Consider the following 24,819-nt stretch of genomic DNA (forward strand, 5'->3'; position numbering starts at 1 on the left):
GTGCGCGACGGGCTGCGCGGGCTGACCACCCGCGGCCGCTCCTTCCTGGCGGCCGCCGTCGCCGCCGCGCTCTCCGCCGGCATCCTCGGCGAGAAGGACCTGCTCCGGGTGGCGGTGCTGCTCGCCATCCTGCCCCTGCTGGCGGCCGCCTACGTGGGTCGCAGCCGGTACAAGCTGGCCTGCAACCGGTCGCTGGAGCCGCACCGGGTGCCGGTCGGGGCCAGCTCCCGGGTGGTGCTGCGGTTGCAGAACCTGTCCCGGCTGCCCACCGGCACCCTGCTGCTGGAGGACCGGCTGCCGTACGCGCTGGGCAGCCGGCCGCGGGTGGTGCTGGAGCGCCTCGGCGCGCACCAGGCCAGCTCGGTGGCGTACACCGTGCGGGCCGACGTGCGCGGCCGCTACGAGGTCGGGCCGCTGGTGATCCGGCTGACCGACCCGTTCGGGCTCTGCGAGCTGAGCCGGGCCTTCCCCAGCACCGACCATCTCACCGTGATCCCGCAGGTCACTCCCCTGCCGTCGGTCCGCCTCCCCGGTGAGTACGCGGGCAGCGGCGACAGCCGGGCCCGCTCGGTGGCGGTGCACGGCGAGGACGACGCCGCCACCCGCGAGTACCGGATGGGCGACGACCTGCGCCGGGTGCACTGGAAGTCGACCGCGCGCACCGGCGAGCTGATGGTGCGCCGGGAGGAGCAACCGTGGGAGAGCCGGGCCACGGTGGTGCTGGACACCCGGGTCGTCGGGCACCGGGGCGACGGCCCGACGGCGAGCTTCGAGTGGGCGGTCTCCGCCGCCGCGAGCATCGCCGTGCACCTGCGCCAGGCGGGGTACAAGGTGCGCCTGGTCAGCGGCGACGGCGCCGACGTGGACGCCACCGAGGCGGGTGGCGAGGGCGTCCTGCTGGACCACCTCGCCCAGGTTCGCCTCGACAAGCAGGGCGAGATCACCACGCTGGTGCAGCAGGTCCGGCAGCGGGCCGACGGCGGTCTGATCATCGCGCTCTTCGGCACGTTGAGCACCGCCGAGGCGGAGCTGCTGGCCGGTCTGCGCGGCAACGGCGCCACCTGCGTCGGTTTCCTGCTCGACAGCACGACCTGGCTCAACCTGCCGGCCAAGGCCCGGGCCGAGGCGGAACACGCGCACGGCACCGCCGCGCTCGCCCTGCTCAAGAGCGGGTGGCGGGTGATCGGCGTCGAGCACGGCCACCGGCTGCCGGCGCTCTGGCCGCAGGCGGCCCGGGGCTCGCAGGGGTTCGCGCTGCGGGCGGCGATGGCCGAGACGGTGGCCGGAGGCCGGCGATGACCCGAAGGATGGACCCGTGACCGCGCACCGCAACCTCGGCTTCGTCGCCGCGGCGGCGACCCTGCTGGCCGCCGCGCCGCTGTCGGCGATCTTCCAGCGCTGGACCTGGCTGATCGAGGCGGCCATCGTGGTCGCCGTGGTGGCCGGGGCCGCCGCGCTGAGCCGGCTGGCCCGGGCACCGGTCTGGGGCCAGTTCCTCGCCATGGTGCTCGGCCTGACCCTGGGCCTGACCTGGATCTTCCCCGGCGGCACCGAGCTGTTCGCGTTCGTGCCCACCCCGCAGACCTTCGCCCACTTCGGCGACCTGCTCGGCGCGTCGCTGCAGGACATGCGGGCGTACGGCGTGAAGGTGCCCGACGTCGACTCGCTGCTCTTCCTGACCGTGCTGGGTGTCGGGGGCGTGGCCGTGGTGGTCGACCTGCTGACCGTCGGGCTGCGCCGGCCGGCGCTGGCCGGCCTGCCGATGCTGGCGATCTACTCGGTGCCGGTGGCGGTCTACGTGGACAGCGTCCCGGCCACCCCGTTCGTGGTCGGCGCGGCCGGCTACCTGTGGCTGCTGGTCACCGACAACGTCGACCGGGTACGCCGGTTCGGCCGGCGGTTCACCGGCGAGGGGCGCGACGTCGACGTCTGGGAGGCGTCGCCGCTGGCCGCGGCGGGCCGCCGACTGGCCGTGGTCGGGGTGGCCCTGGCGGTCGCGCTGCCACTGGCGGTGCCGGGAATGACCGAGGGCCTGATGAAGAGCGTCGCCGACGGCACGGGCGACGGCACCGGGCGGCCCGGGCAGGGCGGCAAGCCGGGGCGGATCGACCTGTTCGCCGCCCTCAGCGGTCAGCTCAACCAGTCCGAGGAGACCGAGCTGGTCAAGGTCACCACCAACGAGCCGACCCCGTTCTACCTGCGCCTGGGCGTGGTCGACAAGCTCCAGTCGGGTGGCTTCGAGGCCCGTACGCCGATCGGCCGGTCGGTGACCCGCAGCCTGCCGGACCCGACGGAGCGCCGCCGGGCGGGCGTCGACCAGCAGCGGTACCGGGCCACCGTCGAGGTGACGAAGAACTTCTCGATGCCGCTGCTGCCGGTCTACGCCGAGCCGGTGAAGACCGACGACCTCAGCAGCAGCTGGTCGTACGACCCGAACCAGCAGATCGTCTTCTCCAACCGGGAGAACGCCCGGGGCAAGCGGTACGCGTTCGACTACGTGCGCTCGACGTACAGCCCCGCCGCGCTGCGCGCGGCGCCGTCGCTGGCCGCCGACGACCCGGTGCTGCGCGAGCAGACCTTCACCCTGCCGGTCCCGGCGGTCGACAAGCTGGTCGCCCAGCTCGTCAAGGGCAAGGACAACGACTACGACAAGGTCCGGGCGATCTACGAGCACTTCTCGGTGGAGAACGGCTTCACCTACTCCCTCTCCACCAAGGGGGGCACCACCGGCGACGACATCACCGACTTCCTCACCACCAAGGTCGGCTACTGCCAGCAGTACGCCGCCGCGATGGCCTGGCTGGTCCGGGCGGCCGGCATCCCGGCCCGGGTGGCGGTCGGCTTCACCAACGGCACCAACTCCGGCGGCGGCCGGTACGTGCTGACCAACCGGAACCTGCACGCCTGGACCGAGGTCTACTTCAACGGGGTCGGGTGGGTGCCGTTCGACGCAACCCCGGCGACCAGCGTGCCGGGTTCGGTCCGCTCGTCCTGGGCACCGGACACCGACCAGCAGGAGGACCCGGTGGACAGCCCGAGCGCCGGCCCCACGGCCGGCCCGGACGGTCCCACGCCCGGCCCGAACGGCAACGACCCGAAGGAGAAGAACGGCGACCAGGGCCTGGCCATCGGGGCCGACGGCCCGGACCGGCAGTCACCGGTGTGGCCGTGGTGGACGGCCGGGGTGCTCGCCCTGCTGGCCCTGCTCGCCGTCCCGGCGGTACGCCGTGCCGCGCTGCGCCGGCGTCGCCGCTCCCGGGCCGCCGCGCCGGCGGCCACCGTGCTGGCCGCCGTACCCGGTCCCCGGGGCACGGTCCGGGACGTGAGCGTCGAGGTGGACGTCGAGCGGGCCCGCGCGGACGCCCACGCGGCCTGGGACGAGCTGATCGACACGCTGGTGGACTACCAGGTCCGGGTCGACCGGACGGAGACGCCCCGGGCCACCGCCGAGCGGCTGGTCCGGGAGAGCCTCGCCGAGGACGGCGGGGCGGTCACCGGGGCGCGGCTGCTCGGCCGGGCCGAGGAGCGGGCCCGGTACGCGCGCGACCCGCTCACCGGTGAGGCCCTGCACCCGGCCCTGCGGGCGGTCCGGGGGGCGCTGGCGGCCCGGGCCGACCGGCGGACCCGGATCATGGCGGCCCTGCTGCCGCCGTCGGTGCTGCTGCGCTGGCGGACCGCGGTGGCGGACCGGTCGACCCGGCTGGTCACCACCGGCGGGCAGTTCCGCGACCGGCTGCTGCGCTGGAATCCGCGTCGTCTCCTGGCGGGCCGCCCGGCCCGCTGACGGTACGCCCGTCCCCCGGCGCTCCCCTGGCCGGCGGACGGGCGGCCACCGGCACGTCCCTGTCCTGCGGGGCGTCACCCGCCGCGGGGCACTGCTTGCACGCAGGATCCGGGAAGTAGTGGCCTCGGCCGCTCATCGACGCCACTACTTCCCGGATCCAGCACGATCTTGACGAACTCCGGTCCGGAGAGGACGCGCGGTGACGCGCGGACCAGGAGCGGGGGCACACGGATCAGCGGGCCCAGGACGCGCGGAAGGGCCGACCCACCGGCGCGGAGCAGCGGCCGCGCACCGGGGAGCGACCGGCCGGGCGCGGTCGGTCGCCCCCGGCTCAGCTACGGGCGCTGGTCAGCGGTGCCCTTCCGGGCGCTGCCGCCAGCGGTCCTCCATCCGGTCGAGGAACGAACCCCGCCGGCCGGTCCGGCTGCGGGTGCGACGGCTGGTCGTGCCGCCCACCACGTGCAGGTCGGGCGACTGCGAGCGACGGTGCGACTGCACCGCGAAACCCAGCGAGGCCAGCATGACGACGAAACCCGCCACGGCCACCGGGGTCACCTTGATCACGGCACCGTAAACCAGCAGGGCCAGACCTGCGATGACCACGCCGGCAGCGACGAGCACGCGACGCCGCGCGTGGAAACGCGGGTCGCTGGCGCGCACGGCCGAGGCGAATTTGGGGTCCTCGGCAAGCGACCGCTCGATCTGCTCGAACAGCCGCTGCTCGTGCTCCGAGAGCGGCACGGCACTCCTCCCCGGTCACGTTGGTCGGCCCGGTCGGGCCGACAGACCGTGGCAGCCAACCGGCTGCTTGCCGTCAAGTCTACGAGGGCCCCCGCGCGTCGGAAAGCGGGACGACCTACGGTCGGGCCGGTTTTTCCGCCCGACGTGGATCACGGCGCCCCAGCAGACTGGCCGGACCTATGACGGACCGCCCGAATCGGGCGGCCGCCGCGTCCGCCGCGACCTCCGCCTCCCGCCACCCGCGCTCCGGTTCGCCGAGGGTGAGCTGTCGCGGCGTCTCCGCCGCGGCGGCCAACCCCTCCATCCGTACGCCGACCAGACGAATCGGCTCGGCGGGGGCCAGCACGGTCCAGAGGGCCCAGGCCGTGTCGAACATCTCCCGCGCGGTGTCGGTGGGCACGGTGAGGGTGCGGGAGCGGCTGACCGTGCGGAAGTCGGCGGAGCGCACCTTGAGCGACACCGTCCGCCCGACCTGCCCGGCCGCCCGCAGCCGGGCGCCCACCTTCTCGGCCAGCCCCAGCAGCGCGCGACGGATCTCCGCCGGGTCGGTCACGTCGGCGTCGAAGGTCACCTCGGCGCCGATCGACTTCTCCACGTGCTCCGGGGAGACCCCGCGCGGGTCCCGCCCCCAGGACAGCTCGTGCAGGTGGCCGGCGGCGGCGTCGCCCACCGCCCGGCGCAGCATGCCGAGCGGCGCCTCGGCCAGGTCGCCGACGGTGCGCAGGCCCAGCCGGTGCAGCGCCTCGGCGGACCGCTCCCCCACCCCCCAGAGCGCGGCCACCGGCAGCGGGTGCAGGAACTCCAGCACCCGGCCGACCGGCACCACGAGCAGGCCGTCCGGCTTGGCCCGGGTGGAGCCCAGCTTGGCCACGAACTTGCTCGGCGCCACCCCCACCGAGCAGGTGAGCGACTGCTCCTCGGCGACCCGGCGGCGGATCAACCGGGCGATCCGGGCCGGCGGGCCGAAGAGCCGGCGGGCGCCGGCCACGTCGAGGAACGCCTCGTCCAGGGAGAGCGGCTCGACCAGCGGAGTGACGTCCCGGAAGATCTGCATCACCGCCCGGGAGGCCGCCGTGTACTGGGTGAAGTCGGGGGGCAGGTAGACGCGTCCGGGCAGAGCGCCCGGGCCCGGGCGGTGGGCATGGCGCTGCGCACGCCGTACCGGCGGGCCTCGTAGCTCGCCGAGCTGACCACGCCGCGCGGCCCGATGCCGCCCACCACCACGGGCCGGCCGCGCAGCTCGGGGCGGCGGCGCACCTCCACCGAGGCGAAGAAGGCGTCCATGTCGACGTGCAGGATCGGACAGTCGGTGTCGTCGGCGTCCGCCCCGAAGCGCGGATCACCGCCCCGGGGCAACGACTGGCTGCGGCCCATGACGGCAGGCTAGCCGCCCGGTCCGACACCCCGGCCGGTCAGCCCCGCACCGCCAGCAGCGGGATGGTCATCTCGGCGGCCGTGTCGGCGCCGTGGTACGCCACCAGCCGCGACACGATCGCCGGCTCGGACCGGCTGGCGACCACCGCGTGGGTGCCCCGGCAGACCGCCACCACGTCGCCGATCCGGCGCAGGTGCTCCTCGGGCACCGGCCCGAACCAGCCAGTGGCCACCGCCTCGTCCCGGCCGAGCACCCGGGCGGCGTCGCCGAGCACCGCCGACCAGGTGGCCAGCACGTCGGCCTGCGCGCCGGGCTCGACGTGCAGGTAGCGCACCCGCGGCTCCCCGGCGACCACCCGGACCCCGGCGCGCAGGCGGGGATCGGTGTCCAGGTCGATCCGGTGCCCGGCAGGCACGTTGAGCTGCCCGTGGTCGGCGGTGACCAGCAGCGCGGCGTCCGTCGGCAGCCCGTCGACCAGCCGGGCGAGCAGCCGGTCGACCTCGGCGGCGGCGAGCCGCCAGGAGGCGGAGTCGACGCCGTCGAGGTGGCCCCGCTGGTCCAGGTCGGGGTGGTAGCCGGAGACCAGGGTCGGGCCCGCGCCGGCCGACAGGGCGGTGAGCATCCGTACGGCGAGCGCGTCGACCCCGGCGGCGCCCCGGTAGTCGCCGCCCCGGTTGGCGGCGAGGGTGAGCCCGCTGCCGGCGTACTCGGGGCGGCTCACCACGGTGACCGCGACGCCGTCCGAGCGGGCCCGCTCGTACCAGGTGGGCACGGGCTGCCAGCGCAGCGGCTCCGGGTCGCCTGTCCAGTCGGTGTGGGTGAGCACCCGGTCGGTGCCGGGCACCCGGACCGTGAAACCGAGCACCCCGTGCGCGCCGGACGCGACGCCGGTGCCGAGGCTGACCAGGCTGGTCGGGGTGGTCGACGGGAAGCCGGTGGTGAGCGGGGTGCCGGCGGTGGCGGCCAGGCCGGCCAGGGTCGGGGCGTACGGGGCCGCGGTGGGGATCTGGTGCCAGCCGAGCCCGTCCACCAGCAGCACGGCGAGCCGGCGTACCCCGGCCAGCCGGGGGGCCAGGCCGAGCAGGTCGGCCGCGCCGGGCACGCCGAGCAGCGCGCACGCGCTGGGCAGCACGTCGGCGAGGCTCGCGCCGCCGTAACGGGGCGGCACCGGGTCGAGCGGACCCGCCACCGGGCCGGTCATGCCGGGCGGCGGGCGAAGAGGTGCAGCGCGGCGGCGAGGTCCCGGTACGGCGGCCGGGCCGCCAGCGCCCGTTCCAGCTCGACGAGGGCGGCCGGTTGACCGTCGGCGACGGCGGCGGGCAGCAGGTCGGCCAGGACGCGTACCCCGTGGATCTCCTCCACGGCGAGCCCGGCGGCGGTGAGCAGCGCGACGGCGCCCTTGGCGTCGTAACGCCGGCGCAGGGTGTCGCGGGGGCCGGCGCTGCCGTCCGGGTCGGCGGCGAGCGCGGCGGCGACGTCGAGGTGGCCGTTCATCGCCCGGGCCAGCACGGCGGCGGCCCGGCCGGCGACCAGGACACTCGCCGCGCCACCGGGGCGCAGGGCGGCCACCAGCGCGGCGACCACCGGGGCCGGATCGTCCACCACCTCCAGCACGGAGTGGCAGAGGACCAGGTCGACGGTGGCCGGCTCGACCAGGCCGGCGAGCGCGTCGCCGTCGCCCTGCACGGCGCGTACCCGCTCGGCGACCCCGGCCTCGGCGGCCCGGCGGGTGAGCGCGGCGAGGGCGTCGGGACTGGCGTCGACCACGGTGACCCGGTGGCCGGCCTCGGCGAGCGGGACGGCGAAACCGCCGGTCCCGCCGCCGACGTCGAGCACGGTGAGCTGCTCGCCGGCCCGCCGGTCCAGCTCGGCCCGGAGCACCGCCCAGATCACGGCGGTACGGGGGGTCAGGGTTCGCGTCTGCTCCACCCCGCCGAGCCTAGTCACCCGGGCCGGTCGGGTCAGGACTCGCCGCCGCCGGCCGGGTCCTCCTCGGCGCGCGAGCGGCGGGCGTTGGCCACCGGCCCCTCGGTCACCGGGTACTCGTGCGCCTCGGTGTCGTGGGCCGGGGCCCAGTCCGCGCCGAGTCGGGTCCGCCGCGCGTTCGCGACGCCACGGTAGGTGTTGCTCCCCGTCATCGTTCTCCACCTTTCCTACGCGGGCGACTCTGCCCGCGCCGGGAACACGTTCTCCGGCTCCCGTTCCGACAAACGCGAGTGTGGCCAACGGCATGCCCCGGTGGGGGTGGCTGTGGCGAATGTCTCCGGCCGGTCAGCGGAAGTCGCGCGACGCCGGGGTGACCGGCGGGTCGATCGCGTCGAGCCGGTCGGCGGTCAGGCTGGTCACCCCCTCGTGCCGCTGCAACCGCCCGCGCACCACCAGCGCCGCGCTGGTCCGGGCCACCCGCCGGTAGCGCTGCCACAGCCCCGGCGAGCAGGTGACGTTGAGCATCCCGGTCTCGTCCTCCAGGTTGAGGAAGGTGACCCCACCCGCGGTCGCCGGTCGCTGCCGGTGGGTGACGATCCCGCCGACCCGGATCCGCTGCCCCGGCTCGACCCGGCCGAGCCGGGCGATCGGCACCGCGCCCAGCGCGTCGAGGCGCTCCCGGATGAACCGGGCCGGGTGGCTCTCCGGGGAGAGGCCGGTCGCCCAGACGTCGGCGACCAGGCGGTCCACCGCCTCCATGCCGGGCAGGGTGGGCGCGGCCGCGCCGGTCACCGTGCCGGGCAGCCGGCCGGGCCGGTCCTGGGCCGCCGCGCCGGCGGCCCAGAGGGCCTGCCGCCGGGTCAGCCCGAAACAGGCGAAGGCGTCCGCGGTGGCCAGCGCCTCCAGCTGCGCCGCGGTCAGCCCGACCCGCCGGGCCAGCTCCGGCATGTCCGCGTACGGGCCGTGGGCCGTCCGCTCCGCCTCGATCCGCTCGGCCACGTCGTCGCCGAGGGTGCGTACGCCGCCCAGCCCGAGCCGGACCGCCGGGCCGCCCAGCCCCCAGGCGTGCGGTGGCTCACCGGGCCCGCTCCCCCACCGGGTCTGCGGGGTCGACTCCAGTACCGCCTTGGCGCCGCTGGCGTTGACGTCCGGGCGGCGGACCTCCACCCCGTGCCGGCGGGCGTCGTCGACCAGGGTCTGCGGCGAGTAGAAACCCATCGGCTGGGCGTTGAGCAGGGCGGCCAGGAACGGGGCCGGGTGGTAGCGCTTGAGCCAGGAGCTGGCGTACACCAGGTAGGCGAAGCTCATCGCGTGGCTCTCCGGGAAGCCGTAGCTGGCGAAGGCGGTGAGCTTGCGGTAGACGTCGTCGGCCAGCTCGCCGGTGATGCCGCGCTCGGCCATCCCGGCGTAGAGCCGGTCGGCGATCTGCGCCATCCGCTCCACCGACCGCTTCGCCCCCATCGCCCGGCGCAGCTGGTCGGCCCCGGCGGCGTCGAAGCCGGCCAGGTCGATGGCGAGCTGCATGAGCTGCTCCTGGAAGAGCGGCACGCCGAGGGTCTTCTCCAGCGCGTTGCGCATCAGCGGGTGCGCGTACGTCACCGGCTCCTGGCCGTTCTTGCGCCGGATGAACGGGTGCACCGAGCCGCCCTGGATCGGGCCGGGACGGATCAGCGCCACCTCCACCACCAGGTCGTAGAACTCGCGCGGCTTGAGCCGGGGCAGGGTGGCCATCTGGGCGCGGCTCTCCACCTGGAACACCCCGACCGAGTCGGCCCGGCAGAGCATGTCGTAGACCTCGGGGTCGTCCAGCGTCATGTCGCCCAGGTCCAGGCTCATCCCGATCATGTCGTAGCCGTAGTGCAGGGCGGAGAGCATGCCGAGGCCGAGCAGGTCGAACTTGACCAGGCCGACGGCGGCGCAGTCGTCCTTGTCCCACTGGAGCACGCTGCGACCGGGCATCCGCCCCCACTCCACCGGGCACACCTCGATCACCGGCCGGTCGCAGATCACCATGCCGCCGGAGTGGATGCCCAGGTGCCGGGGGAAGCCCGCCCCCCTCCCCGAGCCACCGGCCAGCTCGTTGGCAAATTCCACGACCTGCTCGGGGATGTCCTCGACGTCGACCGCGGCGACCGAGCCCCACCGGTCGATCTGCTTGCTCCAGGCGTCCTGCTGCCCGGGCGAGAAGCCGAACGCCTTCGCCACGTCCCGCACCGCCGACCGCGGCCGGTACGAGATGACGTTGGCGACCTGGGCGGTGTGCTCCCGGCCGTAGCGGGCGTAGACGTGCTGGATCACCTCCTCCCGGCGGTCGGACTCGATGTCCACGTCGATGTCGGGCGGGCCGTCGCGTTCCGGGGCGAGGAAGCGCTCGAAGAGCAGCCGGTGCCGGACCGCGTCCACGTTGGTGATCCGCAGCGCGTAGCAGACCGCCGAGTTGGCCGCCGAGCCCCGGCCCTGGCAGTAGATGTCCTGCTCCCGGCAGAAGCTGACGATGTCGTAGACCACCAGGAAGTAGCCGGGGAAGCCCAGCTCGTCGATCATCCGCAGCTCGTGCTCCAGCTGCGCGTACGCCTCCGGATGCGCCTCGGGCGGCCCGTAGCGCTCGTGCGCGCCGGCCAGCGTCAGGTGGCGCAGCCAGCTCATCTCGGTGTGCCCCGCCGGCACCGGGTACGCCGGCAGCTGCGGCGCGACCAGCTGCAGGTCGAAGGCGAGTTCCGCGCCGAACTCGGCGGCCCGGGCCACCGCACCCGGGTACGCGGCGAACCGGGCCGCCATCTCCGCGCCGCTGCGCAGGTGGGCGGTGGCGGCGGCGGGCAGCCAGCCGTCGATCTCGTCCAGGCTGCGCCGGGCCCGCACCGCCGCCACGGTGGTGGCGAGCCGCCGCCGGCCCGGGGTGGCGTAGTGCACGTTGTTGGTGGCCACCGTGGGCAGCCCGGTCGCGGCGGCCAGCTCGGCCAGGGCGTCGTTGCGGTCGGCGTCGACCGGGTGGCCGTGGTCGGTCAGTTCCACCGCCACCGTCTCGGCGCCGAAGAGCGCGGTGAGCCGGTCGAGCTCCCGGGCGGCCGCGTCGACCCCCTCGGTGAGCAGGGCGCCGGGCACGTGCCCCTTACGGCAGCCGGTGAGCACCAGCACGTGGTCCCTCAGCTCGGCGGCGACCTCCTCCAGCTCCCCGTAGACCGGGCGGCCCTTCTCGCCGCCGCGCAGCTGGGCCCGGGAGATGGTGGCGGCCAGCCGGGCGTACCCCTCGTGGCCGTGGGCGAGCACCAGCAGGTGCCGGCCCAGCGGGTCGGGCTCGCCGTTCTGCGGGCCGGGCAGCCCGAGGGAGAGTTCCGCGCCGAAGACCGTCGGCAGGTGCAGCGTCCGGGCCGCCTCGGCGAACCGCACCACCCCGTAGAAGCCGTCGTGGTCGGTGACGGCGAGCGCGGTGAGCCCCAGTCGGGCGGCCTCCTCGGCCAGCTCCTCCGGGTGGCTGGCCCCGTCGAGGAAACTGAAGTTGGAGTGCGCGTGCAGCTCCGCGTACGGCACCGCACCGTCCGGCCGGGGCAGCTCGGGCGGCTCGTACCGCTGTCGTTTGCGGCTCCACGCCGGGGAGTCGCCGCCGTCGGCGTCGACGGCGAGGGGATCCACCACGTGCAGGTGCCGCTCGCCCCGCGCCCGTCCCGCGCCGCCCGGCCCGTCGCTGTCACGCCCGTCGCCGTCACGCCCGTCGCCGCCCCGCCCGGAGAGCACCTGCTCCAGCTCCGACCAGGGCATCTTCGGGTTGTGGAAGCTCACCGCCGCCGCACCTCGCGTCCGGCGCTCGTCGAAATCTCGGAAGATTTCGCCCCTGGGAAGGACCGGCAGTTGCCGAGATCTCCCGCGGCGGCCGCGCGGACCCGATGGCGGGCCACTGGCGGCCGCCCACGAACGTGATGACGTGGATGAATCACGGCACCGGCGGCGACGCTGGTCGTGGCGATGGTCGCCGTGGCGGTGGTCGCCGTGGCGGTGGTGCAGGGCGATCCATGTACGTCATCACGTTTGTAGGCGGTGGCGGGTCGATGCCGGCGCAGCACGCCGACGCGCCACTCGGCCGGGCCACGCCGGCCGGCCGCTGCACGCCGGTCAGTCATAGATCGCCTCCACCAGCCACTGGCCGCCCTCGACCGCGAGCAGCAGCGCGGCCCCGTCTGCCAGGCAGACCTGGAACCGGGCCCGTCGGCGCGCCTCGGCCGGCGCCCACCAGCGTTCGTCCACCGGCCACGGGCCGGCCCAGCCGACGATCTCGGCCGGTCGGCCGGTGCCGACGACCAGCCGCGCGGGCGCGGCGCTCACCGCCAACCGGGCATTGACCGCCACCGGCTCCCCGGCGGCGTCGTGCACGGCGGCCAGGAGCGGGGTGGGCAGCACCACGGCCGGCGCGGGCGCGGGCAGCCGCCCCGGCCACGGCGGCACCGCCGCCCCGCCGCCGCGCGCCCCACCACCCGACCGCACGCCACCGGCCCGCGCCAGGCCGCCGGACCGCGCGCCACCGCCCCGCGCCACCTCCCGCGCCGCACCGGCCGACCCCGTCGAGGCCGGGTCAGCAGGCGAAGCCGGGTCAGCGGGCACGGCAGGGGCGGGCGGCAGGGGCGGCGGGCCGGGGCGGGCGGGCAGGCGTTCGTCGCCCCACGGCACCAGGCGCACCTGGTCGGCCGGGGACCGCCCGCCGCCGAGCACGGCGGTGACCACCGCCTCGGGGCCGAGGATGCCCTGCACCCGGCTCAACGCCCGGTGCGCCCGCTCCCGCTCCTCGCCGGCCTCCCCCCACAAGCCGGGTTGCAGGCCGGCCTGGGCGAGCACCCCGTCCGGCACCAGCCGCAGCCGGATGATCCCGGCGGTGGGGCGGGCCGGGTGGGCGCCACCCCGGCGGTGCCCGCCGGAGAGCCAGCCGTCCAACTGCCAGCGCACCCGGTCGGCGATGGCCGCCGCGCTGAGCAGGCCGTCGTGCCGCCAGACCCGGTGCAGCTCCTGCCCGTGCGCGGTGACCGCCTCGATGCCGAGCCGGGTGCAGGCCAGCCCGTACCCGGCGAGCCGCTCGTGCAGCCGTTCGGCCAGCGTCCGGGTGGCGAACGCCGCGGCGTCGACCCGGTCGAGCGGCTCGTCGTAGTCGGCGGTGACGGTCAGGTCGGCCGGCGGCTGCCGGACCGCGAGCTGCCGGTGGTCCCGCCCGGCGGCGAGCCGGTGGGCCAGCGCGCCGTCGAAGCCGAACCGGGCCAGTACGTCCCCGGCGGGCAGCGCGGCGAAGTCGCCGAGGGTCCGCACCCCCAGCCGGCGCAGCAGGTCGGTCAGGGCGGGGCGGCCCAGCGCCTCCACCGGCAGGTCGGCGAGGAACCCGGTGCTCTTCCCCGGCGGCACGATCCGCCCCTCCCGGGCGGCCAGCCCGGCGGCGAAGACCCCGTCGGCGATGCCGACCTGGCTCTCCACCGCGCAGCTCTGGGCGACGTGCTCGACGATCCGTTCGGCTGCCGCCTCCTCGCCGCCGAGGTACCGGGCGGGCCCCCGGGCGGCCAGCGCACAGGCGCCCGGCCGGAGCACCTCCACCCCGGCGGCCACCTCCTCGACGGCGGCCAGCACCGGCTCGAACGCCCGGGTGTCCCGGCCCGGATCGTGGTCGACGACGACCAGCTGCGGGCAGCGTCCCTGTGCCTCCCGCCGGCGCAGGCCGCGGCGTACGCCCTCGGCGCGGGCCCGTTCCGAGCAGGCGACCACCCGGTTGGCGTGCAGCACCACCACCGGGTCGGTGGCGGGCACCCCGTCGACGATCTCGGCGGCGAGGACCGGCCAGTCCGGGCACCAGAGCAGCAGGGTCCGCACCGGTGCACCGGTCATGCCGGCCCGACCACGGTGAGCGCGGGCCGGGCGGTGCCGGCGGGCCCAACCGCCACGCCGACGGCGACCCGGGCCGACCCGGCACCGACCCTGGCCGGCGCGACGCCGAGCCCGGTCGACCGGGGGATCACCCGGGTCAGCTCGTCGCCGGGGAGCCAGACCTTGATCTCCTTGGGGCGGGCCGCGGCTCCCCGCCCGCGTGCCGAGACGGTCACCTCCCGGCGGCGCAGTCGTCCCCGGCCCGCGCCGAGCCCCTCCCAGACCCCGCGGACCACCTGGAGCGTGACGTCGGCGCCGTCCCACCGGCCGTACGGCACCAGCACGCTGCCGCGCTGCCGGGCGCGGGCGGCCAGCCGGGTGGCCACGGAGGCGGAGACCGTGGCGGGCACGGCGGTCACCACCACGTCCACCCCGTCGATGAGGGCGGCGACGACGGTGGGCCACTCCGGCCCGGGATTCGGCACCAGGGCGAGCCGGTCCAGGGCGATGCCGGCCTCGGCCGCCGCGCCCGCCCCGAAGGTGGGCACCCCGACCACGGCGCACCAGGAGCCGGCCCGGGACGCCTCGGCGAGCAGGGCGAGGATCAGTGACGTCCCGCCGCTGCCGCGGGGCTGCCCGACGCCGACCGCGACGGTGCTGCCCCGCCGCAGCCCCCGGTGGGGCAGCAGCCCGGTCAGCTCGCGCCGGACGGGCAGCACCCGGTGACCGCCCGCCGGGTCGGGTGCGCTCGCCGGGCGCACCAGCTCGGCCAGTGCGGCGGAACCGACCACCATGCGGCCCGCCATCGGACCTACCCCCCGTCGTGTCGCACGGGGGTCGTCCCCCGTCTGGTGCTGGTGCTGAGCGGACGGCGCGTCGGGCGACGCGCCGGTGGCGTCCGGCCACCCTGGGTCCCGCCGTGGCGGCCGGACGCCACGACTAGGCGGCGGCTGCTCCGGGGCGCGGCGCGACGCCGGGCTCGCCGGGGCGCGGCGACCGGTGCAGGCCGTCCAGCGGCGGCTGGTGGGCCAGGCCGAGCGCGGTCTCCACCACGGTCACGAACTGTTCGGCGGCGCGGAGCAGGTCGTCGGCCTCCCGGGCGGTGACCACGCGGGGGATGCCGGCCTCGGCGGCGGCCCGTTTGCTCGCGCCGGCGGCGAAGTAGCCGGCCCACTCGTCCAGCTCGGGGGCGACGGTGGCGAGCAGGACCCAGACGCTGGTGATCCGGTTGCGCCGGGCCGGCGCGGGGCGGGCGCGGGCGGCGAGCAGGGCGGCGGCGGCGCGCAGCGCCGCGAGGTGGGCGGTGGCGTACCGGAGGCCGTCGGGACGGGTGCGGGCGGCCTCGGCCAGCCCGTCGCGCGCCACCACGAGCAGCTGGGCGGGGGTGCGGTGCGGCAGCACGTGCGCGGGCACCGTGGGCGCCTGGGCCGGACTGGTCGGCATGGTCTCTCCTCCGCGTGGGCCGGGGCGGGCGGGCCGGGACGGAACGGGTCCGTCGGGGCGCGCCCGGAGCGGTCGGTGCGGAGGAAGACGCACCAGGGTGGGGGCCGGCCGGGTGTGGACGCTTCCCCACACCACACCCGGCCGGCGTACCGGCGGGTCCGTCGCCCGCCGCCCGGGGGTCGTGGGCGGCGGGCGACGATCCTGCCTTGACGGGCCCGGACTCGCGACTGTCCGGATCCCGGTGCGGTCCGCGGAACCGCACCTCCCGGGAGCCGGAGCCGCGAAACACCGCTCCCGGGTGGTTGGAACGGGCGTACGACTGAATCGAACACTCGTTCTAACTACCCCGACAGTACACCTCCCCTCCGACGAAAATGCAACGTGTGACGCGCCGGGGGCCGGCCGGATTCTCAGCCGGGGCACAGCAGCGGCAAAGGGGGCGCAGAGTTCCCTGCCCCAGGGTGGACGTCATGACCGTCAGCCGTACCGAAGAGACCCTCCGGTGACCGCCGCCGTCGCCGACCGGCGGACCGCCCACCGCGCCCCGCCGCCGGTCCCCGCCTGGTGGGCCGACGTCGCCGGCAGCGTCGCGGTGCTCAGCCTGCTGGTCGTCACCGCCCTCTGGACCGCCGACCGCGGCGTGCAGGAACTGCTCGGCGGGGTGGCCACCGGGCTCACCTCGCTCGGCCGGCTCGCCGGCCTGGTCAGCGCCGACCTGATGCTGATCCAGGTGGTGCTGATGGCCCGGGTGCCGCTGATCGAGCGCAGCTTCGGCCAGGACCGGATCGCCCGCTGGCACCGGCTCGCCGGCTTCACCTCCTTCCATCTGCTCCTCGCCCACGTGGCGCTGACCGTCCTCGGGTACGCCGGCACCGCCCGGCAGGGCGTGCTGGCCGAGACCTGGGACCTGGTCGTCACGTACCCGGGGATGCTGCTGGCCACCGCGGCGCTGGCGCTGCTGGTGCTGGTCGTGGTGACCTCGGTCCGGGCGGCCCGCCGCCGGCTGCGCTACGAGTCCTGGCACCTGCTGCACCTCTACGCGTACCTGGGCATCGCGCTGGCGCTGCCGCACCAGCTCTGGACCGGCGCCGACTTCCTCGCCTCGGCGGCCGCCCGGGCCTACTGGTGGACGGTCTACCTGCTGGCCCTGGCCAGTGTGCTGATCTGGCGACTGGGGCTGCCCGCCTGGCGCTCGGCGCGGCACCGGATCGAGGTGGCCGCGGTGGTCCCCGAGGCCCCCGGGATCACCTCGGTCTGGCTGCGCGGACGCCACCTGCACCGGCTGCCGGTCCGGGCCGGGCAGTTCCTGCTCTGGCGGTTCCTGGACGGCCCCGGCTGGTCCCGGGCGCACCCGTACTCGCTGTCCGCGCCGCCGAACGGCGACCTGATGCGGATCACCGTCAAGGACCTCGGCGACGACAGCGCCCGGGTGGCCACCCTGCGCCCCGGCACGAAGGTGCTCGTCGAGGGGCCGTACGGACGGCTGACCGGGGAGCGCTGGCGGGGCGGCGGGATCACCATGCTGGCCTGCGGGGTGGGCATCACGCCGCTGCTCGCGCTGCTCTGGGAGCTGCCGTACGCCCCCGGCGAGGCGGTGCTGCTGCACCGCGCGCGTACCGGGGAGGACCTGGCCTTCCGGGCGGAGCTGGACCGGCTCGTCGCGGAGCGCGGACTGGTCGTGCACCACCTGGTCGGCCCCCGGGCGCAGCAGCCGGCCTGGCTGCCGGCGTACGCGCAGGGGATGTCCGACGCGGACGCCCTGCGCCGGCTCTCCCCCGGCGTGGCCGGGCACGACGTCTTCCTCTGCGGCCCGGACGGCTGGGTCGACGCCGCCCGCGCCGCGATCCGCGCGGCGGGGGTCCCCGACGCGCACGTCCACCACGAACGCTTCGCCTGGTGACAGGCGCGAAGGGAGGATCCGTGCGACGGATCACCATCTGGCTGCTCTCCACCGTGGCCGCGCTGGTCCTGCTGTTCAGCTACAAGACCAGCACCATGGGTCCGGGCGGGGAGACCAGCGCGATCGCCTCCGGCACCGACGGCTCGGCCGGCGGCTCCTGGAGCGGCACGGACGGCGGGGGCACCGGCTCGGGCCCGGCGGGCGGCGACACCGGCGACAGCGGGGGCACCACCGGCGACAGCGGGGGCACCCCGAGCGGCAACGGCAGCACCGGCAGCGGCAGCACCGGCAGCGGCACGGCCACCGGCGCGGTGGCGCAGACCCGGTGGGGTCCGGTGCAGGTCAAGATCACCGTCTCCGGCGGGAAGATCACCGACGTCACCGCCGTGCAGGTGCCCGACGGCAACCACCGGGACCAGGAGATCAACGACTACGCGGTGCCGATCCTGCGGCAGGAGGCGCTGGCCGCGCAGAGCGCTCAGATCGACACCGTCTCCGGGGCCACCGTCACCAGCGACGGCTACCGGGAGTCGCTGCAGTCCGCGATCGACGCGGCGCACCTGAAATGAGCACCGACCTCGACCGGCGCGCCTGGGTGGTGCAGGTGATGGGGCTGCCGGTCAGCGTGCACCTGCGCGGCCCGCGGGTGCGCACCGACGCGGTGGCGCAGCGGGTGGAGCGGGTCTTCGCCGAGCTGCGCGAGCTGGACGCGGTGTTCAGCACGTACCGGCCGGAGAGCGTGCTGGGTCGGCTCGGCGGCGCGCCGCCCGGCCCGGCCGCCACCGCCGACCCGCTGGTGCGCGAGGTGGTGGCGCTCTGCGAGGAGGCCCGGGCCCGCACCGACGGCTGGTTCGACGCCCGCCGCCTGCCGCTCCCGCGGGGCGGCACCGGCTTCGACCCGTCCGGGCTGGTCAAGGGGTGGGCGGTGGAACGGGTCGCGCGGCACCTGACCGACCTGCCCGGGCACGACCTCTGCCTCAACGCCGGCGGGGACGTGCTGCTGCGGACCGCGCCGGGCCGGCCGGCCTGGCGGGTCGGGATCGAGGACCCCGACCGGCCCGCGCGGATGCTCGACGTCGTCGAGCGGGCGCGCGGCGCGGTCGCCACCTCCGGCACCGCCCGGCGCGGCGCGCACATCACCGATCCCCGCTCGGGCCGGCCGGCCGGGGCCGTCCGGTCGGTCACCGTGGTCGGCCCGGAGCTGCTCTGGGCCGACGTGTACGCGACCGCGGCCGTCGCCCGCGGCGCGGACGCCCTCGACTGGCTGGCCACCCTGGACGGGTACGCGGCCCTGCTGGTCGACGCGGCCGGCCGGATCCGGGCCACCCCGGACTGGCCCGGCTCCCGGCCGGCGGGTCAGACCGCCGCCGCGTAGTCGGGCAGGTCGGCCTCGGTGGCCAACGAGCCGACACCGCGGATGAGCATCGACTGCACCGGGCGGGCGGCCAGCAGCCGGTCGCGCAACCACAGCCCCCAGCCGCTGGCCGGGGCGAGGAACTGACCCGGGCTGGCGCCGCGCTGCCAACGGGACGCGTACCCGCGCATCCGCCGCTCGTACGCGGGCAGCGCGACCCGGTGGTCACCACCGGCCAGGGCCAGTTCACCGGCGAGCACGTACGCCCCGACGACGGCCGTGCCGACGCCCATCCCGCCGAGGGTGACCCCCCAGGCCGCGTCGCCGAGCAGCACGCTGCGGCCGGCGTGCCAGCGCGGGACCCGGACCCGGGCGATCGCGTCGAGGTAGAGCTCCGGGGCGGCGCGCAGGCCGGCCAGCAGCCGGGGCACGTGCCAGCCCAGCCCGGCGAAGGCGTCGGTGACCAGTGCCTTCTGCCGCGCCACGTCCAGCCGGTCGTGGTCCTGCCGGGGGCCGGTGAAGACCACCAGGGCGGTGGCCCGACCGGGTTCCCGGGGGTCGGCCACCACGCTGGCCATCCGGCCGGGCACGTTGTACTGCCGGCAGACGGCGTCCGCCCCGAGGTCGTTCGGCACGTCCCAGCCGGCCAGGTGGTGGCCGAGGTGGGTCAGGTACGCCGACTCCGGGCCGAGGGCCAGCCGGCGCACCCCGGAGTGCATGCCGTCCGCGCCGACCACCAGGTCGACGACGCGCTCGTCACCCCGGGCGAAGGTGGCCCGTACCCCGTCGGTGGTCTCGGTGAGCGCGGTGATCCGGTCGCCGAAGCGGTACTCGACCCGGTCCGCGCCGCGCTCGTACAGGATCCGGGACAGGTCCCGGCGGCGGACCTCCAGCTCACCGCCGGCGAACTCGGTCGGCAGCCGGAAGATCTCCCGGCCGGCCGCGTCGACCCGGCTGGTCGCGCCGGCGTGGGTCCGCACCGCGCGCAGCGCGTCGAGCACCCCCATGGCGTCGAGCACGCCGAGGTGGGTGCGGCCGCGGAAGTCGACCGCGAACCCGCCGGTCCGCAGCGCCGGGGCGGCCTCGACCACGGTCACCTCCGCGCCGTGGCGGGCCAGCCACCAGGCCGCCGCCGGACCGGCCACCCCGGCGCCGGAGACGAGCACGCGCGTACCGCGCAGTGGGAGCGACATGGTTCCCCCGTCATTAATTGTGTCCGTTGGATACAGAGTACTGTAGACGCAGTTTCGGTGGGCGAGCAAGAAGGGTGTCCGGTGGACGACGAACGGCGGCTCTACGACCTGCTGTGGGGCACCCCCGGCGGCCCCCGGCGCGGCCCCCGCCCGACGCTGACCACCGAGGCCATCGCCCGGGCCGGCATCGCCATCGCCGACGCCGACGGCCTCGACGGGCTGACCATGCAGCGGGTCGCCGAGTCGCTCGACGTCACCAAGATGGCGCTCTACCGGTACGTGCCCGGCAAGGCGGAGCTGGTGTCCCTGATGCTGGAGGTGGCGATCGGCGAGCCGGCCCCGCCGCCACCCGACGCCGACTGGCGGAGGCAGCTCGACGACTGGACCCGGCAGATGTTCGACCGGTTCCGCCGCCACCCGTGGGCGCACGCGGCCACCGTGGCCCCGCGGCTGCCCGGGCCGAACGAGCTGGCCTGGCTGGAACGGGTGGTCGCCGCCCTCACCGGCACCGGGCTGACCGGCGGCGAGCAGCTCGACGTCGCGGTGCTGCTGATCGGGCACGCCCGCAACCTGGCCCAGCACGCGCCCACCGACGCCACCCCCGGGCCGGGCCGGGAGGCCGCGTTCGCGGCGCTGGTCCGCGGCCGCGAGGAGCGCTACCCGGCGCTGGCCGCCGCGCTGCGTCCCGACCCGGACGGCAGGGCCGACGACGCCCTCGACTTCGGCCTGGCCCGCATCCTCGACGGCATCGCGGCCCTGGTGACCGCCCGCCGCGCCGCCCGGGGCGACCGGCCGTGACCCCACCGGAGGGTCCGGAACCGGCAGACTGGCCCGCATGGCTGACAAGGACGATCCGAAGACGGCACTGCGCCGCTACCTGCGGGCGACCCGTGACGACCTGATCTGGAAGCTCGACGGGCTCAGCGAACGCGAGGTCCGGCTGCCCCGCACCCCGACCGGCACCAACCTGCTCGGCATCATCAAGCACTGCCTCAACGTCGAGGCCGGCTACTTCGGCCCCACCTTCGGGCGCGCGTTCCCGAACCCGGAGGAACTGGTGTCCGATGCGGAGCAGCAGGCCGACCCCCAGGCGGACTGGTACGCCCGGGAGGACGAGACGAAGGACGGGCTGATCGACCTCTACCGGCGGGTCGGGGCGTTCGCCGACGAGACCATCGCGCTGCTGCCGCTCGACACCCCGGGAGAGGTGCCGTGGTGGCCGGAGAACGACGCCACGACCCTGCACCGGGTCATCGCGCATGTGCTCTACGACCTGGCCCGGCACGCAGGTCACGCCGACATCCTGCGCGAACAGCACGACGGGGCGGTCGGCTGGGAGCGGGAGAACTCCGGCCTCCCCGACGGCCAGGACTGGCCGGCGTACGTCGACAAGCTGACCGCGCTCGCCGACCGGTTCCACTAGCCGGCCGGACCGTCGGGGCCGCCCGGCGACGCGCGGCGGGACACGGCGTGGGTGGGTGCCGGCCGCACCGGCGCGGCGGGGAGAATGGACGGCATGCAGCCACACCCGAACGTGCAGGCGGTGCAACGGGCGCTCGACGACGCGGGCGCGCGGGACGGCTCCGGCGGAGCGAGCCGGGTCCGCCTGCTGCCCGAGGCGGTGCACACCGCCGCGGCGGCGGCCGAGGCGCTCGGCGTCGAGGTCGGCGCCATCGCCAACTCGCTGATCTTCGACGCCGACGACACGCCGTTGCTGGTGCTCACCTCCGGCGCGCACCGGGTGGACACCGCTGGGCTGGCCGCCGCCCTCGGGATCACCCGGCTGCGCCGGGCCACCCCGGAGTTCGTGCGGACGCACACCGGCCAGGTGATCGGCGGGGTCGCCCCGCTCGGTCACCCCGCGCCGCTGCGCACCGTGGTGGACACCGCGCTGGCGGCGTACGCCGAGGTGTGGGCGGCCGGCGGCGTGCCGCAGGCGGTCTTCCCCACCACGTACGCGGAGCTGCTCCGCCTCACCGCCGGCGCCCCGGCCGAGGTGGCGTGAGCGCGGCCGAGGACGTACCCGGGCTGGTCACCCTGCACGTGTGGCGGATCCGCCGCACGGGTCTGCCCGGCGCGCTGCGGCGGATGGCGCTGCACCCGTGGTCGCTGCGCCGGCTGCCCGGGGTCCGCTTCGCCAAGCTGCTCGGCACCGGGACCGGCACCGGCTTCGGGCCGGCCGACGCCGACCTGACCCGCTGGGCGGCCCTGGTGGCCTGGGACTCGCCCGCCGCCGCGGCCGGCTTCGACGCCTCCCCGGTCGGCCGCTCCTGGGCCCGGCTGGCCCACGCCTCGGCCCGGGTGGAGCTGCGCCCGCTGACCAGCCGCGGCGAGTGGTCCGGCCGGCGGCCGTTCGGTGAGCCCTCCGGCGGCCGGGTCACCGGGCCGGTGCTGGCGCTGACCCGGGCCCGGCTGCGGGCCCGGCGGGCGGCCACCTTCTGGCGGGCGATCCCGCCGGTCGCCGCCGCCCTGCACACGGCCCCCGGGCTGCTGGCCCGGTTCGGCGTCGGCGAGGCCCCGCTGGGCTGGCAGGGCACCGTGAGCGTGTGGCGCGACCCGGCGGACCTGGTCGCGTTCGCGTACCGTCACCCCGAGCACCGCGCCGCGATCACCCGTACCCCCACCGAGGGGTGGTACGCCGAGGAGTTGTTCGCCCGGTTCGCGGTGCACGACGTGGTGGGCGACCGGACGGTCCTGGGCTGGACCGCCGGGGACGACCCGCAGACAGCGAGAGGACACGCATGAGGTTGGTGCGCTGGACGCCGGACGATCTCGTCCGGCGGCTGGACGACGTGGTGGCCGTCTACGGCGAGGCGATGGGCTACCGCCCCGACCTGCTGGAGGCCCGGCGCGGCTACATCGCCACCCACGTCCGTCGGCCCGGCTTCCGCGCCGTGGCCAGCCTCACCAGCGAGGGACACCTCGCCGGCTTCGGGTACGGCTACCTCGGCGCGGCCGGCCAGTGGTGGCACGACCAGGTGCACCGGGCGCTGGACGGCGCGGCCCGGCAGCGCTGGCTGACCGACTGCTTCGAGGTGGTGGAACTGCACGTCCGGCCGGCCGCGCAGGGGCACGGCCTGGGCAGCGGACAGCTGCGCGCGCTGCTCACCATGGCCGAGGGGAGCACCACCCTGCTCTCCACCCCGGAGGCGGACGAGCAGCGGTCCCGCGCCTGGCGGTTGTACCGCCGGTTCGGCTTCGTCGACATCCTGCGCCACTTCCACTTCCCCGGCGACGAGCGTCCCTTCGGCGTGCTCGGCCGGGACCTGCCGCTGCCCCCGCCGCCACCCGCCGCGGCAGCGCCGTGAGCCGCCGGCTGCCCTGGGCGCTGCTGGGCGTCCTGGTCCTCGCCCAGATCTGCTACCCGCTCACCGGCGGCGGCACCCGGGCCGCGCTGACCGTCGCCACGGTCGTGCTCGGCTACCTGCTCTCCGTCGGGCACGCCCTGCTCAGCCGGGGTACGCGCAGCGCGCTCGCGCTGGTCGCGGTGGCCACCGGTGGCGGCTTCGCGATCGAGGCGCTCGGGGTGGCCACCGGCTTCCCGTTCGGCAGCTACGACTACTCCGGCGAGCTGGGCCCGAAGCTGGCCGGGGTGCCGCTGATCATCCCGCTGGCCTGGACCTGGATGGCCTGGCCGGCCTGGCTCACCGCGGTCCGGCTCACCGCCTCCCGCCCGGCCCGGATCGCCCTCGCGGCGCTCGGGCTGGCCGCCTGGGACCTCTTCCTCGACCCGCAGATGGTGGCCGAGGGCTACTGGGTCTGGCGCGACGCCACCCCGGCGCTGCCCGGCCTGCCCGGCATCCCGGTCAGCAACTACCTCGGCTGGCTGCTCTTCGCGGTGCTGCTGATGAGCGCGCTGCGTCCGCTCGCCGGGCCGGCCGTCGACCGGGTCGACCGGCGGGACGCGCCGATGTTCGCGCTCTACCTGTGGACGTACGCCTCCAGCGTGCTGGCGCACGCGGTGTTCCTGCGGCTGCCCGCCTCGGCGGTCTGGGGCGCGGCGGGCATGGCGGTGGCCGCCGTGCCGCTGGCGCTGGTGCTGTGGCGGGACCGGCGGGCCGGCGACGACCGCCCGACGGCGGACCCGGCCCGGTCCACCGACGCCCCGGCCGGTTCGGCCGCCGACGCCCCGGCATGACCGCCGTCCTCGTCCTGCTGGTCGCGGTCGCCGCGCTCACCGGGCACACCCTGGTCAACGCCACCCGCTGGCTGCGCCGCCCCACCCCGGGCCCGGTCGAGGTGACCGAGGCGGTGGCGGTGCTGCTGCCGCTGCGCGACGAGGCCGGGCGGGTGACCCCCTGCCTGCGCGCCCTGCTCGCCCAGCGGGGCGTACCGGGGCTGCGGATCGTGGTGCTCGACGACGGCTCGACCGACGGCACCGCCGACGTGGTGCGCGCGGTGGCCGGCGACGATCCCCGGCTCACCCTGCTCACCGGGGTCGCCCCGCCGGCCGGCTGGCTGGGCAAGCCGCACGCCTGCTGGCAGCTCGCCGGCCGCACCGACCCGGCCCCGACCGTGCTCGCCTTCGTCGACGCCGACGTGGTGCTCACCCCGTACGCGGTGGCGGCGGCGGTGACCGAGCTGCGCGCGGCGGACGCGACGCTGCTGTCGCCGTACCCCCGGATCCTGGTGCGGACGGCGGCCGACCGGCTGGTGCAGCCGCTGCTCCAGTGGCTCTGGCTGACCTTCCTGCCGCTGCGGGCGATGGAACGCTCGGCGCGGCCGTCGCTGGCCGCGGCGGGCGGGCAGTTCCTGGTCGTGGACCGGGCCGGCTACCTGCGGGCCGGCGGCCACGCGGCGGTGGCCGACCGGGTGCTGGAGGACATCGAGCTGGCCCGGGCGGTCAAGCGGGCGGGCGGCCGGATCGCGCTGGCCGACGGCTCCCGGCTGGCCGCCTGCCGGATGTACGAGACCTGGCCGGAGCTGCGCGACGGCTACACCAAGTCGCTCTGGGCCTCGTTCGGGCATCCGGCGGCCGCGGCCGTGGTGGTGATCCTGCTGCTCGCGCTCTACACCGCGCCCCCGCTGGTCGCGGTGGCGGCCCTGGCGGCCGGCGCGCCGACGGTGGCCGGCGTGGCGTTCCTGGCCTACCTGTCCGGCGTCGCCGGGCGGGCGCTGACCGCCCGGTCCACCGGTGGCCGGGCGTGGCCCGACGCGCTGGCACACCCCGTGTCGGTCGTGGTCCTCGGTTGGCTGACCCTGCGGTCGTACCATCTGCGGAAGCGACGTCGCCTCACCTGGCGCGGTCGCCCGGTCACCTAGGAGGAGCAC

22 protein-coding genes and 1 pseudogene are annotated in these 24,819 nt (G+C 76.5%); 12 read left to right on the plus strand and 11 right to left on the minus strand.

The window, feature by feature from the left end:
• Together GA0070611_RS13785 and GA0070611_RS13790 are read left to right on the plus strand one after the other, a co-directional pair.
• Positions 1-1,299 carry a DUF58 domain-containing protein gene (locus GA0070611_RS13785; RefSeq protein WP_091663837.1) on the plus strand — a complete coding sequence of 433 codons (1,299 nt, stop codon included), beginning with the start codon at positions 1-3 and terminating at the stop codon, positions 1,297-1,299.
• A gap of 16 nt (positions 1,300-1,315) precedes the next feature.
• Positions 1,316-3,784, plus strand: coding sequence for a transglutaminase TgpA family protein (locus tag GA0070611_RS13790; RefSeq protein ID WP_091663840.1), 2,469 nt, complete (start codon positions 1,316-1,318; stop codon positions 3,782-3,784).
• Positions 3,785-4,132: 348 nt separating this feature from the next.
• Here the strand turns inward: GA0070611_RS13790 and GA0070611_RS13795 are convergent, their stop codons facing one another.
• The 10 genes and pseudogenes from GA0070611_RS13795 to GA0070611_RS13830 form a co-directional block, all read right to left on the minus strand.
• The gene (locus tag GA0070611_RS13795; RefSeq protein WP_091663844.1) at positions 4,133-4,525 is read right to left on the minus strand and encodes a DUF3040 domain-containing protein; all 393 of its coding nucleotides are present in this window, start codon (positions 4,523-4,525) and stop codon (positions 4,133-4,135) included.
• A gap of 115 nt (positions 4,526-4,640) precedes the next feature.
• Complete coding sequence (locus GA0070611_RS32505; RefSeq protein ID WP_407940436.1) at positions 4,641-5,210, minus strand: DinB/UmuC family translesion DNA polymerase; 570 nt, start codon at positions 5,208-5,210, stop codon at positions 4,641-4,643.
• Between the two features lie 78 nt (positions 5,211-5,288).
• Positions 5,289-5,899, minus strand: a pseudogene (locus GA0070611_RS32510) (Y-family DNA polymerase); the annotation flags it as partial.
• Positions 5,900-5,937: 38 nt separating this feature from the next.
• Positions 5,938-7,101, minus strand: a complete 1,164-nt coding sequence (locus GA0070611_RS13805) for an alkaline phosphatase family protein (RefSeq protein ID WP_091663846.1) — start codon at positions 7,099-7,101, stop codon at positions 5,938-5,940.
• Positions 7,098-7,847 carry a methyltransferase domain-containing protein gene (locus tag GA0070611_RS13810; protein ID WP_197675929.1) on the minus strand — a complete coding sequence of 250 codons (750 nt, stop codon included), beginning with the start codon at positions 7,845-7,847 and terminating at the stop codon, positions 7,098-7,100. Before GA0070611_RS13810 ends, GA0070611_RS13805 begins: the two co-directional genes overlap by 4 nt.
• A gap of 14 nt (positions 7,848-7,861) precedes the next feature.
• Positions 7,862-8,038 carry a hypothetical protein gene (locus GA0070611_RS31315; protein WP_167604428.1) on the minus strand — a complete coding sequence of 59 codons (177 nt, stop codon included), beginning with the start codon at positions 8,036-8,038 and terminating at the stop codon, positions 7,862-7,864.
• A 133-nt stretch (positions 8,039-8,171) separates the two neighbouring features.
• Positions 8,172-11,603: an error-prone DNA polymerase gene (locus GA0070611_RS13815; protein WP_091663853.1), complete on the minus strand. Its 3,432-nt coding sequence runs from the start codon at positions 11,601-11,603 to the stop codon at positions 8,172-8,174.
• A 330-nt stretch (positions 11,604-11,933) separates the two neighbouring features.
• Positions 11,934-13,679: a DNA polymerase Y family protein gene (locus tag GA0070611_RS13820; protein WP_091663858.1), complete on the minus strand. Its 1,746-nt coding sequence runs from the start codon at positions 13,677-13,679 to the stop codon at positions 11,934-11,936.
• Positions 13,676-14,464, minus strand: a complete 789-nt coding sequence (locus tag GA0070611_RS13825) for a hypothetical protein (protein WP_231921447.1) — start codon at positions 14,462-14,464, stop codon at positions 13,676-13,678. Before GA0070611_RS13825 ends, GA0070611_RS13820 begins: the two co-directional genes overlap by 4 nt.
• Positions 14,465-14,597: 133 nt before the next feature.
• Complete coding sequence (locus tag GA0070611_RS13830) at positions 14,598-15,101, minus strand: SAV_6107 family HEPN domain-containing protein (RefSeq protein ID WP_091663862.1); 504 nt, start codon at positions 15,099-15,101, stop codon at positions 14,598-14,600.
• Between the two features lie 502 nt (positions 15,102-15,603).
• On the opposite strand from GA0070611_RS13830, the gene GA0070611_RS13835 reads away from it, so the two are divergent.
• The 3 genes from GA0070611_RS13835 to GA0070611_RS13845 are packed head-to-tail and all read left to right on the plus strand — an operon-like array spanning position 15,604 to position 18,376.
• Positions 15,604-17,001, plus strand: a complete 1,398-nt coding sequence (locus tag GA0070611_RS13835; RefSeq protein ID WP_091663866.1) for a ferredoxin reductase family protein — start codon at positions 15,604-15,606, stop codon at positions 16,999-17,001.
• Between the two features lie 20 nt (positions 17,002-17,021).
• Positions 17,022-17,570: an FMN-binding protein gene (locus GA0070611_RS13840; RefSeq protein WP_091663870.1), complete on the plus strand. Its 549-nt coding sequence runs from the start codon at positions 17,022-17,024 to the stop codon at positions 17,568-17,570.
• A complete protein-coding gene (locus tag GA0070611_RS13845) occupies positions 17,567-18,376 on the plus strand; it encodes an FAD:protein FMN transferase (protein ID WP_091663874.1) in 810 nt (269 codons plus the stop codon). Before GA0070611_RS13840 ends, GA0070611_RS13845 begins: the two co-directional genes overlap by 4 nt.
• On the opposite strand, the gene GA0070611_RS13850 is transcribed toward GA0070611_RS13845, so the two are convergent.
• Positions 18,358-19,548: an FAD-dependent monooxygenase gene (locus GA0070611_RS13850; RefSeq protein ID WP_091663877.1), complete on the minus strand. Its 1,191-nt coding sequence runs from the start codon at positions 19,546-19,548 to the stop codon at positions 18,358-18,360. The genes GA0070611_RS13845 and GA0070611_RS13850 overlap by 19 nt on opposite strands.
• 81 nt (positions 19,549-19,629) lie before the next feature.
• On the opposite strand from GA0070611_RS13850, the gene GA0070611_RS13855 reads away from it, so the two are divergent.
• The 7 genes from GA0070611_RS13855 to GA0070611_RS13885 all read left to right on the plus strand — a co-directional run bounded on the left by GA0070611_RS13855 (position 19,630) and on the right by GA0070611_RS13885 (position 24,810).
• Positions 19,630-20,346 carry a TetR/AcrR family transcriptional regulator gene (locus tag GA0070611_RS13855; protein WP_091663882.1) on the plus strand — a complete coding sequence of 239 codons (717 nt, stop codon included), beginning with the start codon at positions 19,630-19,632 and terminating at the stop codon, positions 20,344-20,346.
• 37 nt (positions 20,347-20,383) lie between these two features.
• Positions 20,384-20,971, plus strand: coding sequence for a DinB family protein (locus GA0070611_RS13860; RefSeq protein WP_091663888.1), 588 nt, complete (start codon positions 20,384-20,386; stop codon positions 20,969-20,971).
• 93 nt (positions 20,972-21,064) lie between these two features.
• The gene (locus tag GA0070611_RS13865; protein ID WP_091672891.1) at positions 21,065-21,553 is read left to right on the plus strand and encodes a YbaK/EbsC family protein; all 489 of its coding nucleotides are present in this window, start codon (positions 21,065-21,067) and stop codon (positions 21,551-21,553) included.
• On the plus strand, positions 21,550-22,293 hold the full coding sequence (locus GA0070611_RS13870; RefSeq protein WP_091663891.1) for a monooxygenase: 744 nt from the start codon (positions 21,550-21,552) through the stop codon (positions 22,291-22,293). Before GA0070611_RS13865 ends, GA0070611_RS13870 begins: the two co-directional genes overlap by 4 nt.
• Positions 22,290-22,856 carry a GNAT family N-acetyltransferase gene (locus GA0070611_RS13875; protein ID WP_091663896.1) on the plus strand — a complete coding sequence of 189 codons (567 nt, stop codon included), beginning with the start codon at positions 22,290-22,292 and terminating at the stop codon, positions 22,854-22,856. The genes GA0070611_RS13870 and GA0070611_RS13875 overlap by 4 nt, the downstream gene beginning before the upstream one ends.
• A complete protein-coding gene (locus GA0070611_RS13880; protein WP_091663900.1) occupies positions 22,853-23,686 on the plus strand; it encodes a carotenoid biosynthesis protein in 834 nt (277 codons plus the stop codon). The genes GA0070611_RS13875 and GA0070611_RS13880 overlap by 4 nt, the downstream gene beginning before the upstream one ends.
• The gene (locus tag GA0070611_RS13885) at positions 23,683-24,810 is read left to right on the plus strand and encodes a glycosyltransferase (RefSeq protein ID WP_091672893.1); all 1,128 of its coding nucleotides are present in this window, start codon (positions 23,683-23,685) and stop codon (positions 24,808-24,810) included. Before GA0070611_RS13880 ends, GA0070611_RS13885 begins: the two co-directional genes overlap by 4 nt.
• Positions 24,811-24,819: the final 9 nt, after the last annotated feature.

Origin of the sequence: Micromonospora auratinigra, from assembly GCF_900089595.1 — a bacterium.
GTDB lineage: Bacteria > Actinomycetota > Actinomycetes > Mycobacteriales > Micromonosporaceae > Micromonospora > Micromonospora auratinigra.